Origin of the sequence: Muribaculum sp., assembly GCF_029051885.1 — a bacterium.
In the GTDB taxonomy this organism is placed as follows: domain Bacteria; phylum Bacteroidota; class Bacteroidia; order Bacteroidales; family Muribaculaceae; genus Muribaculum.
This window is the reverse complement of record NZ_JAIDKI010000031.1, coordinates 1-18,475: the sequence shown is the minus strand read 5'-3', so window position 1 is coordinate 18,475 and position 18,475 is coordinate 1. Positions and strand designations below refer to the sequence as shown.

18 protein-coding genes are annotated in these 18,475 nt (G+C 47.5%); 7 read left to right on the top strand and 11 right to left on the bottom strand.

Annotated features, from left to right (window positions below; translation table 11 throughout):
- Positions 1 to 2: 2 nt before the first annotated feature.
- Entirely contained in the window at positions 3 to 1,004 is a 1,002-nt protein-coding gene (locus tag K2I50_RS01320) for a FecCD family ABC transporter permease (protein ID WP_301024451.1), read from the bottom strand.
- 3 nt (positions 1,005 to 1,007) lie between these two features.
- Positions 1,008 to 1,586 carry a DKNYY domain-containing protein gene (locus K2I50_RS01315; RefSeq protein WP_301024450.1) on the bottom strand — a complete coding sequence of 193 codons (579 nt, stop codon included), beginning with the start codon at positions 1,584 to 1,586 and terminating at the stop codon, positions 1,008 to 1,010.
- A 155-nt stretch (positions 1,587 to 1,741) separates the two neighbouring features.
- On the opposite strand from K2I50_RS01315, the gene K2I50_RS01310 reads away from it, so the two are divergent.
- The 3 genes from K2I50_RS01310 to K2I50_RS01300 all read left to right on the top strand — a co-directional run bounded on the left by K2I50_RS01310 (position 1,742) and on the right by K2I50_RS01300 (position 5,875).
- Positions 1,742 to 2,047: a T9SS type A sorting domain-containing protein gene (locus K2I50_RS01310; RefSeq protein ID WP_301024449.1), complete on the top strand. Its 306-nt coding sequence runs from the start codon at positions 1,742 to 1,744 to the stop codon at positions 2,045 to 2,047.
- Positions 2,048 to 2,436: 389 nt separating this feature from the next.
- Positions 2,437 to 4,404 carry a type I pullulanase gene (gene pulA / locus K2I50_RS01305; protein WP_526022935.1) on the top strand — a complete coding sequence of 656 codons (1,968 nt, stop codon included), beginning with the start codon at positions 2,437 to 2,439 and terminating at the stop codon, positions 4,402 to 4,404.
- Between the two features lie 97 nt (positions 4,405 to 4,501).
- Positions 4,502 to 5,875 (top strand): MFS transporter, encoded by a 1,374-nt coding sequence (locus tag K2I50_RS01300; RefSeq protein ID WP_301024447.1) that lies wholly within the window; start codon positions 4,502 to 4,504, stop codon positions 5,873 to 5,875.
- Between the two features lie 58 nt (positions 5,876 to 5,933).
- Here K2I50_RS01300 and K2I50_RS01295 read toward each other — a convergent pair whose 3' ends face one another.
- Positions 5,934 to 6,902, bottom strand: coding sequence for a hypothetical protein (locus tag K2I50_RS01295; RefSeq protein ID WP_301024446.1), 969 nt, complete (start codon positions 6,900 to 6,902; stop codon positions 5,934 to 5,936).
- A 179-nt stretch (positions 6,903 to 7,081) separates the two neighbouring features.
- Between K2I50_RS01295 and queC the strand changes: the two genes are divergently transcribed.
- On the top strand, positions 7,082 to 7,750 hold the full coding sequence (gene queC / locus K2I50_RS01290; RefSeq protein ID WP_301024445.1) for a 7-cyano-7-deazaguanine synthase QueC: 669 nt from the start codon (positions 7,082 to 7,084) through the stop codon (positions 7,748 to 7,750).
- A gap of 137 nt (positions 7,751 to 7,887) precedes the next feature.
- On the opposite strand, the gene K2I50_RS01285 is transcribed toward queC, so the two are convergent.
- The 4 genes from K2I50_RS01285 to K2I50_RS01270 all read right to left on the bottom strand — a co-directional run bounded on the left by K2I50_RS01285 (position 7,888) and on the right by K2I50_RS01270 (position 12,875).
- Complete coding sequence (locus K2I50_RS01285; protein ID WP_301024444.1) at positions 7,888 to 8,856, bottom strand: YncE family protein; 969 nt, start codon at positions 8,854 to 8,856, stop codon at positions 7,888 to 7,890.
- Positions 8,857 to 8,919: 63 nt separating this feature from the next.
- On the bottom strand, positions 8,920 to 10,101 hold the full coding sequence (locus K2I50_RS01280; protein ID WP_301024443.1) for a porin: 1,182 nt from the start codon (positions 10,099 to 10,101) through the stop codon (positions 8,920 to 8,922).
- Between the two features lie 206 nt (positions 10,102 to 10,307).
- On the bottom strand, positions 10,308 to 11,171 hold the full coding sequence (locus K2I50_RS01275) for an HAD-IIA family hydrolase (RefSeq protein ID WP_301024442.1): 864 nt from the start codon (positions 11,169 to 11,171) through the stop codon (positions 10,308 to 10,310).
- Positions 11,172 to 11,621: 450 nt separating this feature from the next.
- Positions 11,622 to 12,875 carry a D-alanyl-D-alanine carboxypeptidase/D-alanyl-D-alanine-endopeptidase gene (locus K2I50_RS01270; RefSeq protein ID WP_301024441.1) on the bottom strand — a complete coding sequence of 418 codons (1,254 nt, stop codon included), beginning with the start codon at positions 12,873 to 12,875 and terminating at the stop codon, positions 11,622 to 11,624.
- A 136-nt stretch (positions 12,876 to 13,011) separates the two neighbouring features.
- Here K2I50_RS01270 and K2I50_RS01265 point away from each other — a divergent pair, with 136 nt between their 5' ends.
- The 3 genes from K2I50_RS01265 (at position 13,012) to fabG (ending at position 15,486) form a co-directional block, all read left to right on the top strand.
- The gene (locus tag K2I50_RS01265; RefSeq protein WP_301024440.1) at positions 13,012 to 13,659 is read left to right on the top strand and encodes a TetR/AcrR family transcriptional regulator; all 648 of its coding nucleotides are present in this window, start codon (positions 13,012 to 13,014) and stop codon (positions 13,657 to 13,659) included.
- A gap of 23 nt (positions 13,660 to 13,682) precedes the next feature.
- A complete protein-coding gene (locus K2I50_RS01260; protein ID WP_301024439.1) occupies positions 13,683 to 14,627 on the top strand; it encodes a 3-oxoacyl-ACP synthase III family protein in 945 nt (314 codons plus the stop codon).
- A 112-nt stretch (positions 14,628 to 14,739) separates the two neighbouring features.
- Positions 14,740 to 15,486 carry a 3-oxoacyl-[acyl-carrier-protein] reductase gene (gene fabG, locus K2I50_RS01255; protein WP_135993600.1) on the top strand — a complete coding sequence of 249 codons (747 nt, stop codon included), beginning with the start codon at positions 14,740 to 14,742 and terminating at the stop codon, positions 15,484 to 15,486.
- A gap of 100 nt (positions 15,487 to 15,586) precedes the next feature.
- Here the strand turns inward: fabG and K2I50_RS01250 are convergent, their stop codons facing one another.
- From K2I50_RS01250 to K2I50_RS01235, 4 genes are all read right to left on the bottom strand, one after another.
- The gene (locus tag K2I50_RS01250; protein ID WP_301024438.1) at positions 15,587 to 15,925 is read right to left on the bottom strand and encodes a DUF5056 domain-containing protein; all 339 of its coding nucleotides are present in this window, start codon (positions 15,923 to 15,925) and stop codon (positions 15,587 to 15,589) included.
- An 18-nt stretch (positions 15,926 to 15,943) separates the two neighbouring features.
- Positions 15,944 to 16,474, bottom strand: a complete 531-nt coding sequence (locus K2I50_RS01245) for an RNA polymerase sigma factor (protein ID WP_301024437.1) — start codon at positions 16,472 to 16,474, stop codon at positions 15,944 to 15,946.
- Positions 16,474 to 17,244: a DUF6249 domain-containing protein gene (locus K2I50_RS01240; protein WP_301024436.1), complete on the bottom strand. Its 771-nt coding sequence runs from the start codon at positions 17,242 to 17,244 to the stop codon at positions 16,474 to 16,476. The genes K2I50_RS01245 and K2I50_RS01240 overlap by 1 nt, the downstream gene beginning before the upstream one ends.
- A 208-nt stretch (positions 17,245 to 17,452) precedes the next feature.
- The gene (locus K2I50_RS01235) at positions 17,453 to 18,313 is read right to left on the bottom strand and encodes a Cbp1 family collagen-binding glycoprotein adhesin (RefSeq protein WP_301024435.1); all 861 of its coding nucleotides are present in this window, start codon (positions 18,311 to 18,313) and stop codon (positions 17,453 to 17,455) included.
- Positions 18,314 to 18,475 lie beyond the last annotated feature (162 nt).

Genomic DNA, 18,475 nt, shown 5'->3' with positions numbered 1-18,475 from the left:
TGTCAGGCTGTCACAGGTTTATTTTTCACCACTACCCACACTACAATCGGAATACCGACGAGCGCCGTAATGGCATTGACCGGCACGGTAAAAAACTTGGATATAATATCACAGGCCAGCATTACATCGGCTCCGACAAGCATACAGGCCGGAATCAGTATCCTGTGGTCGGCATCGGAGAAGAGCATGCGCGCAACATGCGGAAGTGCCATGCCGATAAATCCGATAGGCCCGCAGAATGCAGTAACGGTGCCAGCAAGAAGTATTGTCGACATAAACAGCAGAGCCCGGCTACGCAACGGATTAAGCCCCATGGAGCGCGCATAATCCTCACCAAGAAGAAGCAGATTGAGCGGTTTTACAGCAGCCACAGCAAGCAAAAGCCCCACAATGACAGCCGGAACAGCAATAACAAGCTGCGATGTAGTTACTTCCCCGAGCGAACCCATAGTCCAGATTACAAATGTCTTAAGTGCATCCTCATGGCTCAGATACTGCAATACCTGAACTATGGCGCTGACTCCCGACGAAAACATAATGCCAAGAATCAGTATCACCATTATATCAGTAATGCGCCTGCCTACAAAAGCTATTACCGCAAGCACCACCGACGCTCCTATCCATGCGGCTCCGGCAACCCCTATCGAATCAACATATCCTGACAAGCCGGCAAGCGGAGCACCAAGAATAAACAGAGCTACACCGAGAGATGCACCGGAACTTATGCCAAGCACATAAGGACCGGCAAGCGGATTGCGGAAAAGAGTCTGCATCTCCAGGCCGCTCACACTGAGAGCGGCGCCGGCAAGAAGCGCCACAACAGCCTTTACAAGTCGGATATTTATTACAATCCGGGCGGTCATCTCCGGACAGTCGCCTCCGGTAATGGCAGCGACAACCTGGCCGATTGGTATAGACACCGCACCGGTAGCCATATCAACAACAAAAAGAATGATAGCGGCAATACCGAGAGATATGAATATTATTGTCTTGCGTGCACGCATAGGTTATTCATTTATCTTATGCCCGTAATAATAGGTATTCCAGCGGTCTTTGGCATAACCTGACCCCAGCACCTCAAAATCCATCGGAGAAGCGCCTTCAATCTTACGGCCATCGAAATATACGTTCCACCTGTCCCTGGCATACCAGTCAGGAAGCACCTCAAACGATGTTGCAGCGGCATCATCAACCACCGCTCCGAAATAATATACCTTCCATGAATCGGCGCCATAGCCATATCCAAGCACCTTGAACGACTGCGACGCAGCACCATCAATCCGATTACCGTAATAATATACATTCCATGAGTCAAGAGCATAACCGTCAGACAAAGTCTTGAATCCGGAAGCTGACGCACCTTTCACCTCACGGCCATCAAAGTACACCCGTCCGTTACTTATAATATATTGCGGACAGCAGTCATGCAGACCCGCAGATTCATGCCCGTGCTGACGCGACGGCATACGACACTCCCGCCTACAACCTGCATGGATGCCATTATCATCAGAAGGCTGCGCGTATATCGCAAAACTACCGCATGTGGCCAGCATCACAGCAAATATAATATGATTGACAATCTTCATATTTCAAAGATATGACCATTTATTGTGTTAAAAAGTTTATTTAACAGAGTTTAACCAATCCGAATTATGATATCCACAATAAAATTACTAATTTCGCATCGAAAAGGAGGTATAAATATCTCTCATTTCATAAGATTATCAAAACAGATTGCCGAATGAAAAAAACATTGATGATATTGATGCTCGTCACAGGGCTGGCTTTCGGGCCGGTCGTGGCCGATGCGCAATCCAATATCGACGAGCGCATCTCGGCAATAGACAGTACTCCGTCGGTAAAGCCGTCAAGCGGCGGCATTGAGCTCACTGTACAGGGAGAATCAACACATACATTCTACATCTATTCAATAACAGGACAGATGGTGAAGTCAGTCGACATATCCGGCAGTACATTCATCGACCTCCCGCGCGGATGTTATATCATCAAATGCGCAAGTTGGTCAAAAAAAGTCGTTGTAAGATAATCAGTGATTCGACACAGCCGCCAACCACAATATGTCGGCTGTCTGTTTAGATTCTCAAAGCCGGCCCGTATATTATTCATGAATAGACGGGCTAAATTATAAAATACCGTTCTCCTCTCTCGCATGATGACGGTTGTAGTCATCATCCCCCTCCAAGCAATATATTTAGATTTTATAAGATAGTTTTTTCCACACAAGTAAGTAGAGTGATTCCCCTGGGGCCACGCCATCTAATCAAGGCAGTCACCAAGGATAAGAAACTTTACCACGACAAATCTCAAAGGAGATTTGTAAAGCCAACTTACCAACTGAATTTAATAGTCTTATAGCTCAACATGAAAATCCATTTCATTCCTGTCTGCATGAGCACACTCATTGCATCCCTACCCATGGTTTCGGCCACAGATGCGTTTGCGCACAATCCCGACGCCATCTATTCAACCTACGAGACGTACAACGGCTCAGACCTTGAAATGACACTGAATGCCTCAGGAACACACTTCAGGCTATGGTCGCCATCGGCACAGGCAGTACGGCTAAGAATATATCCTACCGGACGCAATTCCGTAGCCGAACAGACCATCAACATGAACCGTGACAAGAATGGCACATGGACTGCCGACGTTCCACAGAAACTGTATGGAAAATTCTATACATTCCAGATACTCCACAACGACAAATGGCTTGACGAAACCCCGGGGGTATGGGCAAAGGCTGTAGGCATAAACGGCAACCGCGGAGCAATCATTGACTTCGCCGCCACCAATCCCGAGGGTTGGGACATAGATAAAGGTCCGGCTATAAGAAACATAAACGATGCAGTGATATATGAGATGCACCACCGCGATTTCTCCGTACATCCATCATCGGGCATAGCATCGAAAGGCAAATTCCTCGCACTTACCGAACACGGCACTACAAATCCCGAGGGCGACAAGACCGGCATAGACCACTTGAAAGAACTTGGAGTCACCCACGTACACATACTGCCATCATACGACTACAACAGTGTCGACGAGGCCAATCTGCCCGCCAACACCTACAATTGGGGATACGACCCTCAGAACTACAACGCCCCCGAAGGCTCATATTCCACTAATCCCGCAAATCCCGCCACCAGAGTGTCGGAGATGAAAGAGATGGTCAAAGCTCTTCATGATGCCGGCATCGGCGTAATTATGGATGTGGTATACAACCATACCGCAGAAAACGACGGCTCTAACTTCTCACTCACAGCACCGGGCTACTACTACCGCCACCGCCCCGACGGAAGCTACAGCGATGCCTCGGGATGTGGCAACGAAACAGCATCCGAACGCCAGCAGATGCGCGACTTTATTATCAACTCGGTGAAATACTGGGCTACGGAATACCATATCGACGGATTCCGGTTCGACCTCATGGCGATACACGACACTACTACGATGAACCAGGTGGCCCGCGAGCTCAAGAAAATAAACCCCTACATATTTGTATATGGTGAAGGCTGGACTGCCGGCGACTCACCTCTGCCCGTAGCTCAACGTGCGCTTAAAGACAATGTAAGCGCAATGCCACAGATAGCCGTATTCTCCGACGATATACGCGACGCTATCAAAGGACACTATACCGACGAGACCGACCGAGGATTCGCAACCGGAAAACCCGGACTTGAAGAGACCATAAAAATAGGTATCGTAGGAGCGACTGCCCACCCCCAGGTCGATTACTCTGAAGGCAACAATTCAAAGGCACCATATGCTCTGTCGCCGACACAGGTAATCAACTATGTATCCTGCCATGATGACCTTACTCTTACCGACAAACTTTCAAAGTCTTTGCCCGGAGAGTCGGTATCCGACCGACAGCGTGCGGCAAAACTCGCCCAGACAATAGTCTTTACCTCCCAGGGCACTCCATTCATATTTGCCGGCGAAGAGATATTCCGCGACAAGAAAGGCGTGCACAACTCATATAAGTCGCCCGACTCAATCAATGCGATAGACTGGAATCTCAAACACGAAAACGCCGACTTGTTCAATTACTACGTCGAGCTTATAAAACTGCGCAAGACACACCCTGCCTTCCGTATGACTGAAGCCGAGGATGTCGCCCGCAACATTGTGTTTGACGACACAAAAGGTCAGAGCAATCTCATATCATATTCGATAAAGAACAACGCCAACGGCGACCATTGGAAAGAAATAAAGGTAATATTCAACGGCTCCGACCAGACCCGCGCCATAAAGATACCGAAAGCCCAATGGATTGTAATAGCTGAAGATGGCTCAATCAATGCCGAAGGCTTAGGCAATAGCAAAGGTGGACGCCTTACAGTGGCACCACGCTCGGCCATGATTCTTGCCCGCGAGAAATAAATTATGTATTTTTGCGACGAGTCGGCCTTCGGTATAGAAGATTGACTCGCCACAATACAAGTGCTTCTAAAGATATAGTTAATTTAAAACCATCGAAATGAAAACTATAGCCAAGCCCGACCTGGGATTTTGGAAACTATGGAATCTGAGTTTCGGATTTTTCGGAGTCCAGATAGCCTACGCCTTACAGAGTGCCAACATCTCACGCATCTTCCAGACTTTGGGAGCCGACCCCCATAATCTGAGTTACTTCTGGATTCTCCCTCCGCTTGCAGGTCTGATTATACAACCGATTATCGGAACTATGAGCGACCGCACATGGAACCGTTTCGGACGCCGCCTACCCTACCTGCTCTTCGGCTCCATACTGGCCGTAATCGTAATGTGCCTCCTGCCCAATGCCGGAAGTTTCCACTTTGCGGTAGCCGGAGCGCTCATATTCGGAGCGTTCTCCCTGATGATGCTCGACGTATCGATCAACATATCCATGCAACCCTTCAAGATGCTTGTCGGTGACATGGTCAATGAAAAGCAGAAAGGTCTTGCATACTCTATCCAGAGTTTCCTGTGCAATGCAGGGTCGGTAGTCGGATTCATATTTCCGTTCATGCTCGCATGGATCGGTATCAGCAATGACGCGCCTGGCAACCAGGTGCCCGACTCAGTTACCTTCTCGTTCTACGGAGGCGCTGCCATACTTATAGCTTGTGTGGCCTACACATTCTTTAAGGTAAAAGAAATGCCACCGGCCGAATATGCAGCCTATCACGGAATAACCGATGAGCAGAAAGAGGAGAAAGCCAACTTCATACAGCTCCTCGTCAAAGCACCCAAAGTATTCTGGACCGTCGGGCTTGTACAGTTCTTCTGCTGGTGTGCGTTCATGTACATGTGGACCTACAATTCCGGTGGCATAGCCGAACAGGCTTTCGGATGGAATCCCGACCCGCAACTCGCCAACGACCCAATCAACAAAGCTCTCTACCAGGAGGCCGGCAACTGGAACGGCATACTTTTCGCAGTACAGGCTATCGGGTCGGTAATATGGGCGGCCGTGCTTCCCCGCTTCAGCAACCGCCGCATGGCCTACTTCGCGTCACTCATAATCGGAGGAATCGGATTCATATCCACTCTGGCCTTTACCGACAAATGGATGTTATTTATCAGCTACTTCCTTGTAGGCACAGCATGGGCTGCAATGCTCGCCATGCCATTTACCATACTCACCAACTCAATCAGCGGCAAGCACATGGGCGCGTACCTCGGATTGTTCAACGGTACGATAACCATCCCCCAGATTGTTGCAGCCGTATTGGGTGGAGTTATTTTCAAGCTGTTCGGAGGTCTCCACCAGCTTAACATGATAGTATTTGCAGGCGCACTCCTCATCATAGGCGCATTCTGTGTATTCACTATCAAAGAAACATATGCAGAGAAACACAATATAGCAGCTGACAACGCTGCCGAATAAACCGACACCTCTGTCGCCGGATAAAGCCACAGATGTGTCATGAACACTCAAGAGGCGCTTATGCGCCTCTTGAGTGTTTCATATAAGAGCCGTTATAAAATTTTCGCCATATCTCCAGACGCCAGGTATCTTCCTTGACAGGAATAGCATTGCGCTCGTCGATTTCCTTCACATATTTATTAGGCTTAAGCCCGAATCTCGACATATCATACCCGGAAACAAATCGATTGAGCTCCGATGCATCCACAAGAAACACTCTCTTCGTACGATAATTAGTGCCTTTATGATTAGATGGAGGCATCAACGGAGGAATAAGCCGCATAGAGTAAGCCACATTACCTTTCATCTTATCAACCGACCATGGCATTACAGTATCGGTAATCGAATATGCATTATAAAAATGCTCACCCGGAATTGCATATGACACCACCACCCTGTAAATGGTATCGGAAGTCTCATTTTCGACATAACTGCCATTGACCTGCAACCCCTTCCCGACCCGGTAATCATGTAGGACTATGAAATCAGATTTCCCCGACTCGTCAACCCTAACTACCGTGACATCCGGAACAATCCATTTCAACAATGATTCAACGCCCATATAAAGCAACGGTGAAATATAAACCATCATCATTACTATCTGCACTATATACTTCCTCCTATCTGCCAATACCGGGCTCAGACTGTCAACTTGACCATCACACTTCGTCATGCACGACAATCTATCCATGCGTCTATCTCCGCATATCCACAATGCCACCGCTGCTATAATAGTCAGAGCCACATTAATCCACCAGCATAATGACCAGTCATAAAGATACATTCCAAACACAAAATATATTATGACACCAAACAACACCGACATTATTATAGCCACGCTTACATTACGAGGCGGCTTGGGGGTCCAATATACAGCCGTCTGACTTATCATCCATCCGGAAAATCCGACCTTATACATCAACATGCTATTCAATACTACAGCTACTGCCGATGCAATAATTCCAAGTGCCGATTCGGTAAATAACATAACTTATAAGAGTTTGTGTTGCAGGGAGTGACAATTATCTCCACAATGGCATAAACATCGCAAATATACATATTTTTTCACAATAGAATCAAGAATGCCACGTTTCAATAAGAAAATACAGACAGACAGTTTGACACATCCTGCATACACATAACAAAAGAAAAAACAATCATCAGAATATGGAAAAAGAATGCATAATAGTATTGTCGGGGGGCATGGACAGCACTACCCTTCTCTACGACTACAAGGATGAAATAGCCATTGCCATCACATTTGACTACGGTAGCAACCACAACGCACGCGAAATAGAATGCGCACGCATCCACTGCTCGCGTCTTGGCATCGAGCATATAGTAATACCTCTTGACTTCATGCACCAGTATTTCCACTCCTCACTGCTTGACGGTGCCGATGCAATCCCCGACGGACATTATGCCGACGACAACATGCGCTCTACGGTAGTACCGTTCCGCAACGGCATAATGCTTGCCGTCGCTTGTGGTATGGCCGAGAGCCGCGGACTCAAGAAGGTGCTTATAGCCAATCATTCGGGCGACCATGCAATATATCCCGACTGCCGCGCCGCATTCATAAACGCAATGTCGGAAGCCATGCAGGCAGGCACCTACGACGGTATTTCCATCCTCGCCCCATACACAGGCAAGGACAAAACATTCATAGCCGCACGCGGAGCAGAACTCGGGGTGGATTTCTCGCTGACATACTCCTGCTACAAGGGACGCGAGCGCCATTGCGGACGATGCGGCACATGTGTGGAGCGGCGTGAGGCATTCCGCATTGCCGGCATTCCCGACCACACTCTCTACGAAGAAGAACCCGAATACTGATTTATATCAATATTTTCGCATCATCTTATATGACAAGACCCCGTCGGTATCCGACGGGGTCTGTCATTGATTATAAGAAGCGGTCAGGAATTCTATATCATTTTACCAATATTGCTTACCTAAATTCTTAACAGTCCTTATTTTACCTTTTCGTAGATATAGAGTTCGTGAATTTCGCCTGTATAACCTTCGTTTTCGTACGGACCCTGGCTCATGCCAAGCACAATCTGAGTGCCACGGTTGTTGAGCACTACCAGGTCGTCGTTTACAGGATCAATGGAAAGTCCTTCAATCTCACCGGCACGCTTGAAGTCGCTCATTTCGCGGAAAAGTTCCACGCGGCCTTTCTTTGCACCGCCGGCAATCTTGCCTTTACGCATTACAGGTTTGCCTTTCTTGTCGAGCTGTACACTGAAAGGAGTATCTTTCACAACCTCCTCGCCATCAACGAGACCGGTAAAGGGCACCTCGGTAATGTCGGCGATATAGATATTGTCGGGAATCTGATACAGCGACTCACCGTCGTCCGAAGTGAAAAGCATCTTTCCGTCGGCGATGAAAATACCCTGACACCAGTAAGGAGTCGGCATACACTGCATCTTGGTGTAATACTTGCCGGTAGCAAGATCGTAGCAGTATACATAACGGCTGTCGACCCAGTCAGACATCCACACCATGTTTTTATCACGGTCCACTGCAAGACCGGATACCTCTACCTGGCCTGACTCAGGTGTCCAAGGCAGGTCGCGCTTCCACTTAAGAGTTTCTGCGTCATAGATAGAAACAGCGATATTATAGCCGCGGCCATACTCGAATTTCTCGATACCGCAATAGATTTCTCCATTGTGGATATCAATGTCACCGAAGTGGTTGGCGATTTCAGGATGCTGGAAGGGCTGGTCGTTCTTTGCTACAAGATTACCATCCTTATCGTACTTGTAGAGAACCTTTGTGTCAGATACATAGTAATAAGTACTGTCGATAGCGATACCTTGACGTCCGGCTACAGGGATTACTTTTTTCAGACGGTATTCGCTGCCTACATGCTGTGCGCTTACGGAGATGCCTGCGATGAGCATTGACATCATCAATAAAATCTTTTTCATAAAATTTTAGTTTTCGTAGATTATTTAGATTTACAGTCAGAGTTAATTAGATAGGAAATCATATCAGAACTTGAACAGACCCATCAGCTGAAGCTGGCTTGATGTGCTCTTTCCATTGTTTGAAGCCTCGCGAACATCCTTGCCATACATAGAGAGCATATAGTTGAGCTGAACCTTCAGATTTCCAAACGGTTCCCATGTGCAACCCAAAAGCACTCGGTCATAATTATTGAGAGAGAGCTTGTTAAGGCTGTCATGATACATATCATAGCGCACTACGGGAAGGAACTTACCGAAATGATAGCCGGCAAGAGCGTAGAAACCAGTCTCGTGAGCAAGAGAAATGCCTTCTTTCTTGCCTCTGAGATAGCCATATTCGGCGCGAACGTCAAGACCGGTCGGATTGTTATACCAGAAGCCGCCTACAAAACGGTGCATCGGGCAATACTTGCCATTTTCAAGATCCTTATTAGTCTGGTACTCACCATAATTATATGCAGCCTTTACATTGAAATATTTGAGCGGGCGCACTGTGAGAGCTGCGATAATGTCTTTAGACTTGTTGTTGTCATCCTTACAAGGCAGCTGGCCGTTTGTTACAGCGAAATTATATGACAGGTAATTGAATCCCTCGGCGCTGGGCAGAAGGTCACCCATCAACATGATGCCTAAATCTCGTCCGTAATCAACGAAATCATAACCGATTGCATTGCGGCATGCCATACGATAACAGATATTGGAGAAGTCGACAGTCTCGAGAGTTGCAGGAGAAATATCGTAGTTCTCATAGCCTACCGGAGTATAGAACTGACCTACACGTACCTGAAATGCCGGATTAAACTTATATGTGAAGAACGCATCCATTACCTGGATATTCTTCTGGCCGTTGCCGTTGGTCGAACCGGCAATACCATTGAATGCCTCGATCTGCACACGTACCGAACCGTTTTTGCACACTTGTCCGTCAAGGATAAGACGCAGGCGCTTGGCCTGGAATGACGAAGTGCCAGAGCCAAGGCTATTGTAGTTGTAACCAGCTTGTAGATAGCCAGATACTTTTACCATTTTTGCAAGCTGAGATTTCCAGTCCTCAGTGGCGCCTGCGGCAGAAGATGCCGGCACTGATGCCGAAGAGGGAGTCTCCATGGGTGCATTGAGTACATCATAAGACGATTCTGTTACATCTGAGGCATACATGGTAGTCGCAGCGGCGCAACATGCCATAATCGCAAAGATTTTTTTCATAACTCAAATTGGTTTTAAGGTGTAACGTTATTGGATTAATATAGAATAAATGATTTATTATCAGAAAATTACAGTAAAGTAATAACAAATACCATCCTTGCAACAGAACAAGGATATGGCACAACTGAATCAAATAAGAATAAGAATGTACTTGAACTTATGTCAGGGAGTCATGGAGTGAGGAAACAGCAGCAACTATATGGCAATCAAGTTCTGGCATCTACGAGAATGCGCCCGAACTCCATCACATTAAGTGCTGTAATAGGAGGTTGAGGATTGGAATTGATAGCAGTGTCAAGTGTGGTTTCTCCGGAAAGGACAAGCACACCTAACGCACCGGCATTTCTGGCCATGGCCACATCGGTATAGATACGATCGCCACACATGGCAATCTCGTCGGCCTGCAATCCATACCGGTGGCGTATACCGGCAAGCATATCCGGATTGGGCTTACCGATTACTATATCCGGTTCGCGACCTGTAGCATGCTCTATGCAGCGACATATCGATCCACAGTCGACAAGTATAGTCGGCAAATCGGTAGGACAAACACGATCAGGATTAGTGGCTATATAAGGTATGCCTTCCGAAGCAAGCCATGCGGCATGACAGAGACGGTCATATTGGAGTGTAGTGTCAAACGCCACAACGAGAGCATCCGGACGGTCAGCAGAGTCAGCATCCGTCAACACAAATCCGGCAGCTTCAAACTCAGCAAGCATGCTGGGTGTGCCAAGCGCAAAAACGCGCTTTACATCAGGCATATTTGCCTTGAGATACTCAATAGTGGCCACCGCTGTAGTATACATATTCTCCTCTGAAGCCTCAATACCAAGTTTTTCCAGCTTCTTAAGATAATCCTTGATACTACGGGTGGGATTGTTGGTAAGAAATGAATATCCTATCCCATTCTCGTCAAGCATCTGCAAAAAATCTTTTGTAAACGGAAACAGTTTTGAGCCGAGATATATCGTGCCGTCCATGTCAAGAGCGACATGCTTTATGCGACGGCAGGCTTGCATGAGCTCGTCATGCGACATCGGAGTAATGTATTTCTCAAAATTTTTCATAACAATCAGATTTTATTATTCAGCACATCGTCTACTTACGGTATGAAACAAAAAACTTATCGAAGAGATATACTGAATTGCTTGGTTATCGTGGGTCAATAGGGTTGTATACTTAGTTTTCTTCAGAAGAATACCCTTTTGGTATCATCTGTGAGGTCAAAAAGAGAAATTATATGCTGAAAACCTTACTAATAAATGTCATTAATGTTTTTATGACATAATCACCAATGGCTTTCGTTGCGAAAGTAATACAATTTTTAAACAATAACAAATAAATTTAGTAATTTTTTTTGAAAAATATTTTAATACAAACTTTATCACCCTCTAAACCAGAGGATTATATCCAACCAAGCTGATGCCCGAAATAAAATATCCAATAACATGAGTGGACAGATATCGCATCGACAGCACATCATCTCTCCGCATTACCACGATGTAGTGGCATCCGGATTAACGGTGAGGAAACATCTTGTTGAGATAAGAGGAAATCGCACTTCTTACCTTTGCAGAGGTACAGGTAAAGTTATTCACCATTACTACAACCGTGTGAGTAGGCGTCCCGTCTACATCAAGCATATATCCGGCATAACACATCACACCGGTCATACTTCCCGACTTCAAGGCCATGCGTCCTTCCAATGGTGTACGTCTTAAGAAATTTCTTACAGTACCATCTCGCCCTGCAATAGGGAAAAGTCTTGAATAACTACGTTTGCGGGCCATCGACTGAAGCACATCGGAAAGCATGCGGGCCGACATGCGATTGACCGGAGCGAGTCCGGAACCATCTACAATACGCCCGCGGGAAAGATCAATACCACGGTCCTTCCAAACATCGCGCTGAACTACAACCGCGGAATCGGTGCCCACAATCGCTACTTCCATATCATGGCCGTCACATGCAGGCAACAGCAGGGCGCGAAGCATCGCCTCGGCATAGAGATTGTCGCTGCGATGCATCATCACCTTTAATATATCATCCCTGTCAGGCGAAAAATAGCTCCACACTTTTCCCGGTGACAGCTCACCCGCCGACAAAGTCTCGCTGTAATCCATATCGGTATCCATCTCCATAGCAATCCCATCCTTTGCCAGACGCTCCACCACTACATCACACAACACTGCCGCCGGATCAGAATCAGCCATACGCCCCTCCTTGCTGTCAAACGAATTGTCGCGATAATTTATAGGATAGCATCCGGCCCCATACTCCCATTCAAGGTCTTCAAGAAGCCAATAAGGGGAAAGAGCGTCGGAAGGAATGTCGGAAGGCATGGCAAACACATCTCCTTTCACACATTTCACACCATATTTTCCCAGCTGCCTTGATGCCCATATATCAAACGCCTCATGCTTGTCGAAGAATCGCGAACCAAGCGTAGGATCATACCCTCCGACAACAGCAAGCGAACCGTTGAGTACACCATCCGGCGACAATGCGCCATATGCAGCAAGCCTCGTTACAAAACGAAAATCCGAAGGGAGCGACAGCTGGGCCGTAGCTGCTGTAAGACACTTCTGTACCGACGCAGGCACGAGGAGCCGCTCGCTGTCATAGTCAGCAATCGCTTTTCCGTCAGAGATACGAACAATGCGTATCCCGACAGATGCTCCACCGGCAGAGGGAAAATCCAAAGGCAACGCACCGTAAGCCTGCAACACGGCACACACATATATTATAAATAGTAGAACTATATTCCTCATAATTGTAAAAGCATGTTTAGAGTTTCAAAATTAGTTCAAATTACTCGGAATATACCTCAAAAACTCCTTTACTTTTGCTCTTATTCCGAAGAAAATGATTAATTTCGCACATTAAAAGCAAATTTATGCAATATAAATGGCCAGCAAGACCCGCGAAAAATTAATTGAAGTAGCCCGCCAGCTCTTTGCCCACAAAGGAATAGAGAATACGACAATGAGCGACATTGCCACCGCCTCTGAAAAAGGACGGCGCACAATCTATACCTACTTCAAAAACAAACGCGAGATCTACAATGCCGTAATCGAAAAAGAGAGCGAACAGGTGGTAGGACGGTTGCGTGAAATCTTCGCAATCAATATGAACCCTCTTGAAAAGCTGATACGATTCATTGACGTACGTATCGACATAGTCGAAGAGACTATACGACACGAACGCGAAAGCCCTGTATTGCGCACGCTGATGGTACGTGATGTGCGACGTATGGAGCGCATACGCAATCTCGCTGTAGAAAAAGAGATTGAAATGCTCAGGCAGATTATGGACGACGGTGTAAACATGGGACTCTTTTCAAGAGAACGAATCAACGATGCTTTCATGGCAATGATAATGATGTTTCAGGGGATAGAGTTGTCTATAATGCGCAATAATTTTGCATTTTACGGGATTGAACGCGATGAAGTACGTGTAAGAGCCAAGAATTTCATTCTTGCAGCCCTGACACGCGACGACATACAGGCGGCCGACGATAATCCGCCACAGCAACCAACCGATAACAAACATTAAGAAACAAAGATAAAAATTTCAGTATGTATATCAACGCTACAGGATATTACGTGCCGGAAGCACGTGTCGACAATGAATATTTCCTCAATGTCAACGGTCTCACAAGCGAATGGATTGAAAAACGTACAGGCATCCTCACCCGCTCCAAAGCCGGAGAAGACGAAGGACACAACTCAATGGGTCTTAATGCGATAGAGGATGCTCTTAAATCGCTTCCCTATCCTATAAAAGATGTGGACCTTATCGTAAGCGCCTCATATTCGCCCTACGATACTGTAGCCACTCTCGCTCATATCGCACAACAGAAATACGACATCGACGGAGCCAAGGCTGTATATTGCAGCGCCGCTTGCTCGTCGTTTGTCAACGGCCTTGAAATCGTCGATGCCTACTTCAAGTCAGGCAAAGCCCGCAAAGCCCTGCTCATATGTTCAGAGCACAATACATATTACTCCAATGAATCCGACCCCAAGGCCGGACACCTGTGGGGCGACGCGGCGGTAGCCTATTTCCTCTCAGCCGATAAAGTGGCCGAAACCGACCTTAAGATTTCCGACATATTTACATGCGGTCTCGGAAATATAGGCAAAGGTCCCGACGGTGTGATTCTGCGCCCCAAAGAAGGCGGCATAGCAATGCCCGATGGCCGCGACGTATTTGTGAACGCTTGTCAGCAGATGATACGTGCGCTTGATGAAGTGACCAAACCGATAGGCATCACCCCCGGACAGCTCGATTATATAATAACACACCAGGCCAACAAAAGAATCGTGGCACAGGTGGCACATCAGCTCGAGCTTACCGACGACCACTTCCTCAACAATATCGAGGAACTCGGCAATACAGGGTCGGCATCGTGTGCTCTCGTCTTTGCCCAGAACCGCGATACATTCCGTAAAGGACAGCGCATAGGCCTTACTGTGTTTGGCGGAGGCTATTCATGCGGAGCTTTCTTGGTCGAGATATAATTAATTACTAATTTTGCATGCCTCTCCTCCGAAAGACCCATACCAAGGGGCCTGATGACCATATCATAATAATTGCAACAACCACAAAACTAATTATATATTCCTAATAAACATGAAACAGTTAGAAGGTAAGACCGCACTTATAACCGGTGCCGCCCGCGGTATCGGCAAAGCTCTCGCACTGCGTTTCGCCGCTGAAGGCGCAAACATCGCATTTACCGACCTCGTAATCGACGAAAACGGCAAAGCCACAGAAAAGGAAATTGAAGCTCTCGGAGTAAAGGTAAAGGGATATGCTTCCAATGCCGCCGACTTCAACCAGACTAAAGAAGTAGTAGCCGAAGTGCACAAGGATTTCGGATCAATTGATATTCTCGTAAACAACGCAGGCATCACAAAAGATGGCCTGATGATGCGAATGACCGAGGCTCAGTGGGACGCCGTTATCGCCGTCAACCTCAAGAGCGCGTTCAACTTCATCAACGCAGCACTCCCCATCATGCTCCGCCAGCGTAGCGGCTCCATCATCAACATGGCATCGGTAGTAGGTGTACACGGCAACGCCGGACAGTCCAACTACGCAGCATCAAAGGCCGGCCTTATCGCCCTCGCCAAGTCTATCGCCCAGGAGGTAGGCTCACGCGGCATCCGTGCCAACGCCATCGCTCCCGGATTTATCGAGACTGCCATGACTGCCGCTCTTCCCGACGACGTACGTGCCGAATGGGTTAAGAAAATCCCTCTGCGCCGCGGCGGCCAGGTAGAGGATATCGCCAATGTTGCCGTATTCCTCGCATCAGACATGTCATCATACGTTACCGGCCAGGTAATTCAGGTAGATGGCGGCATGAATATGTAATCCACCTCACATACTGCAAACTAACAGACAGCGGGCGACACAATTGTGTCGCCCGCTGTCGTGTCTACTAACAGTACCACATATTGGTTTGATTCTCCTTCTATTCCCTTATCCATGCAACGACTTTGGGAGCCATGATGGCCACAACCGGCAGCAGTGTGAATGCGAGGAGCACAGCCATGTCGCCGATATCTCCCACTGTCACAGTCCCCTTGTTCATTATGCGTGAAATCCAGCTTATCCAATATACGGCAAGCACCAGTATGGCTACACCATAGGCGCTCCACTCCATGCCATTGAGCAGCCGGCGCCGGCGCGGTGGAAGCCGGTTCATCACCTTACGTGTAAACCAGGCTGTCACCGGAGCATCAGGCAAGCCCTTGTGAAATGCGCTACGCAGAGCATCATCATTGCTGAAAATATCGTTCTGTTGTTTCATAACATCCTTACTTTAAATTTATCTTACCTGAGCCATCTTTACCTTGGCGCGCGACAGATGGCTCTTCACAGTGCCCTCAGGCATTTCCAATATACGGCTAATATCCTTCAGCGGCTTATCCTCAAGATAAAACAAGAGCACTGCTGCACGTTCATTGGCAGAAAGCACACTCAGACAACGCTCGACATCCAGGCGCGCTTCGGTAGCTCCGGCAGTGTCAACACGCTCGTCGGCAGGATTTATATCGGGAGGATCGTCGGGGAGTATCTCGCGGTTGCGCCTGAGATAACCGTAGTATTCATTCATGGCTATACGGAACAGCCATGTCTTGAAGCGCGCTATCCCCTGCCATGACCTGAGGCCAAGATACGCTTTCAGAAACGTATCCTGTGCCAGATCATCGGTAAGCGAAGCATTGCCCATCGTAAGATTGAGCAAAAAGCGCCGCAACGGTTGTTGATATTCCTCGACAAGCCGCTCAAATGCGCGCCGGTCATCGCCGGCTACGCATCTGGCCACAAGCCGCAGTTCTTCCCACTTGGTAAGCATTAGCGTCGTGGCGGTATCGGAGGGAAGTTAGTAGTGTTGTTGTCATCCTTGTCTCGCGCAACAGTGCTACAGTTGCCGTCATCAATGGATGAGGATTTCTCTTTCTTCTCGTTATGATAGGCAATAAGTTTGCCGGCACCTATGGCAATCGGCACAAGCATCAGCACCGCCCATTCTATCTGAGATCTCACCAGAAAGAAAAGCATCAGAGCCGTGCCCCACGCCACATATTTGATACCGCTGTTCCATTTGGCCCGCGAGTCTGACTGAGGAAACATACCTTCAGGTATATCCCTTCCCGACACTAAAATCTGAGATAACGACTGATAGCGCGCACGCTTGGTGCGATATATGAAGTAACATATAAGAAAGACAGCGAGCACCGGCATGCCAAACACCAGGACAGTCCCTAAAATGACTAAAGGTGGAACGAAGGAAGGTATAGTATTGTCTATATCCGAGCCATAACCGGAATCAGGCAATATGATATTTATTGTGGTGACACCTCCGCCTCTGTTGTGGCCGGAGTCGGCAGTGGTCATCGAGATGGTGCTTGCCACCATCTCGGCGTCGGCAGCCGACGCCAGGGTATCGTTGATTGTAACCACAACTGTACTGTCGTAGAAACCGTCGCGCAATCCGCTCATTACATCTGTGATACTCTCTCTGATTTCATCCGCGCGATTACAGTTGTAACCGGTATTGCATGATGTTGACAGCAGCGACATGAGAAGTATCGCTATAACGGCTATCCTATTGTATACTATCATATTTATATATCGGTTTTGTTATTTTATCTTTTGATGCACTGCGCCTGGAAAAAGTTGCACACACCTCCGCAAAAATACAAAAAAAATGCCGTATCGCCTTTCTTACAGGGCAATACGGCATTGCTTTATCGTAATTACGTTATCTTATAGCATGTTCAGTCTTGGTTTCTACACATGCGCTTAAGAAGTTAAACTCACTGTGACAGAATCAATCGACCTGGATTACGAGATAGTTGCTTCGGCTCCAGAACTCGCGCGCATTCGTAACACGTATAATCTTTATGCCGTCGACATCCTCGATGACATAGCTGTCCTGAGGCATGTTGGTAAGCACCTTAGCCTTTTTGGCATGAGTGTTGATTGTAGTGAGAGTGCGCTTGTCGGCTGTAGTGAAATAGCTCTGCTGGAAATCGGCTTGCATGAGCTTGGTCTTGCGGAGGAAACCAGTCTCGATAATCTTGGCTTCCTTAAGTTCCTTTTTAGTGCCAATGGCATAGAAACATGTGTTGAGCTCGTTTTCAGCGGCAATAGCCTGCTCCTGGGCGAGAGTGCGCTCTTCAGTCACTGCGGCTACCGTGGTATTAAGTGAGTCGACACGTGTGGTAAGATCCGCAACCTGAATCTTAGCAGCGGCAAGGTCATTGCGCAGAGTCGATATGGTTGCCTCCTGATTGGCAATCTCGGCTTTCAGATTTTCGACGGTACGCTGGAGTGTGCCACTGTAGCTCTGACTTTTCTTGAGTTTCTCCTCAAGCTGAGCCAGGCGCTCGCGACGCTCCTTAAGGGCCTGCTGTATGGCCGACATATCATTGCGCAACTGAGCCTTGCGCGATGCCGATTCAGCATTGAGATCAGAGGTGTTGGAGAGTATTTTCTCCATATCCTTAATCTGATTCATGCCGTCGGTGATATCATTGAGAAGGACAAGCAGGCTGTCCTGGTTGGCCAAAGCAACGTGCAGCGAATCATTGAGTTCACCATTGAGCGATTCAGCCTGTTTCAGCTTATCGCCGTTGCAGCCCGACAATACCATAAGGGCAGCGGCTGCGATGGATAGAATCTTTTTCATAATCAGATGTTGAGTGATTTGTTAAACGTCAGAGAATGTGTGAGGTAGAGAAGTTGTGTAATTAGGTTGATTGAATAATGGAGATTTAGAGCTTGTTTAATAATAAATGTTACCGTCAGGGCGGTCAGTCGTCGAGCAGATTTTCGCTTGTGATGAGGGAGT

Bases quoted from the DNA above. Each gene is read 5' to 3' on its own strand.
- K2I50_RS01240 (WP_301024436.1), bottom strand. From the start codon at position 17,244: ATGATAGTATACAATAGGATAGCCGTTATAGCGATACTTCTCATGTCG.
- K2I50_RS01315 (WP_301024450.1), bottom strand. From the start codon at position 1,586: ATGAAGATTGTCAATCATATTATATTTGCTGTGATGCTGGCCACATGC.
- K2I50_RS01245 (WP_301024437.1), bottom strand. From the start codon at position 16,474: ATGCTTACCAAGTGGGAAGAACTGCGGCTTGTGGCCAGATGCGTAGCC.
- pulA (WP_526022935.1), top strand. From the start codon at position 2,437: ATGGTTTCGGCCACAGATGCGTTTGCGCACAATCCCGACGCCATCTAT.
- K2I50_RS01280 (WP_301024443.1), bottom strand. From the start codon at position 10,101: ATGAAAAAAATCTTTGCGATTATGGCATGTTGCGCCGCTGCGACTACC.
- K2I50_RS01265 (WP_301024440.1), top strand. From the start codon at position 13,012: ATGGCCAGCAAGACCCGCGAAAAATTAATTGAAGTAGCCCGCCAGCTC.
- K2I50_RS01320 (WP_301024451.1), bottom strand. From the start codon at position 1,004: ATGCGTGCACGCAAGACAATAATATTCATATCTCTCGGTATTGCCGCT.
- fabG (WP_135993600.1), top strand. From the start codon at position 14,740: ATGAAACAGTTAGAAGGTAAGACCGCACTTATAACCGGTGCCGCCCGC.
- K2I50_RS01270 (WP_301024441.1), bottom strand. From the start codon at position 12,875: ATGAGGAATATAGTTCTACTATTTATAATATATGTGTGTGCCGTGTTG.
- K2I50_RS01235 (WP_301024435.1), bottom strand. From the start codon at position 18,313: ATGAAAAAGATTCTATCCATCGCAGCCGCTGCCCTTATGGTATTGTCG.
- K2I50_RS01310 (WP_301024449.1), top strand. From the start codon at position 1,742: ATGAAAAAAACATTGATGATATTGATGCTCGTCACAGGGCTGGCTTTC.
- K2I50_RS01260 (WP_301024439.1), top strand. From the start codon at position 13,683: ATGTATATCAACGCTACAGGATATTACGTGCCGGAAGCACGTGTCGAC.
- K2I50_RS01285 (WP_301024444.1), bottom strand. From the start codon at position 8,856: ATGAAAAAGATTTTATTGATGATGTCAATGCTCATCGCAGGCATCTCC.
- K2I50_RS01250 (WP_301024438.1), bottom strand. From the start codon at position 15,925: ATGAAACAACAGAACGATATTTTCAGCAATGATGATGCTCTGCGTAGC.
- queC (WP_301024445.1), top strand. From the start codon at position 7,082: ATGGAAAAAGAATGCATAATAGTATTGTCGGGGGGCATGGACAGCACT.
- K2I50_RS01300 (WP_301024447.1), top strand. From the start codon at position 4,502: ATGAAAACTATAGCCAAGCCCGACCTGGGATTTTGGAAACTATGGAAT.
- K2I50_RS01295 (WP_301024446.1), bottom strand. From the start codon at position 6,902: ATGTTATTTACCGAATCGGCACTTGGAATTATTGCATCGGCAGTAGCT.
- K2I50_RS01275 (WP_301024442.1), bottom strand. From the start codon at position 11,171: ATGAAAAATTTTGAGAAATACATTACTCCGATGTCGCATGACGAGCTC.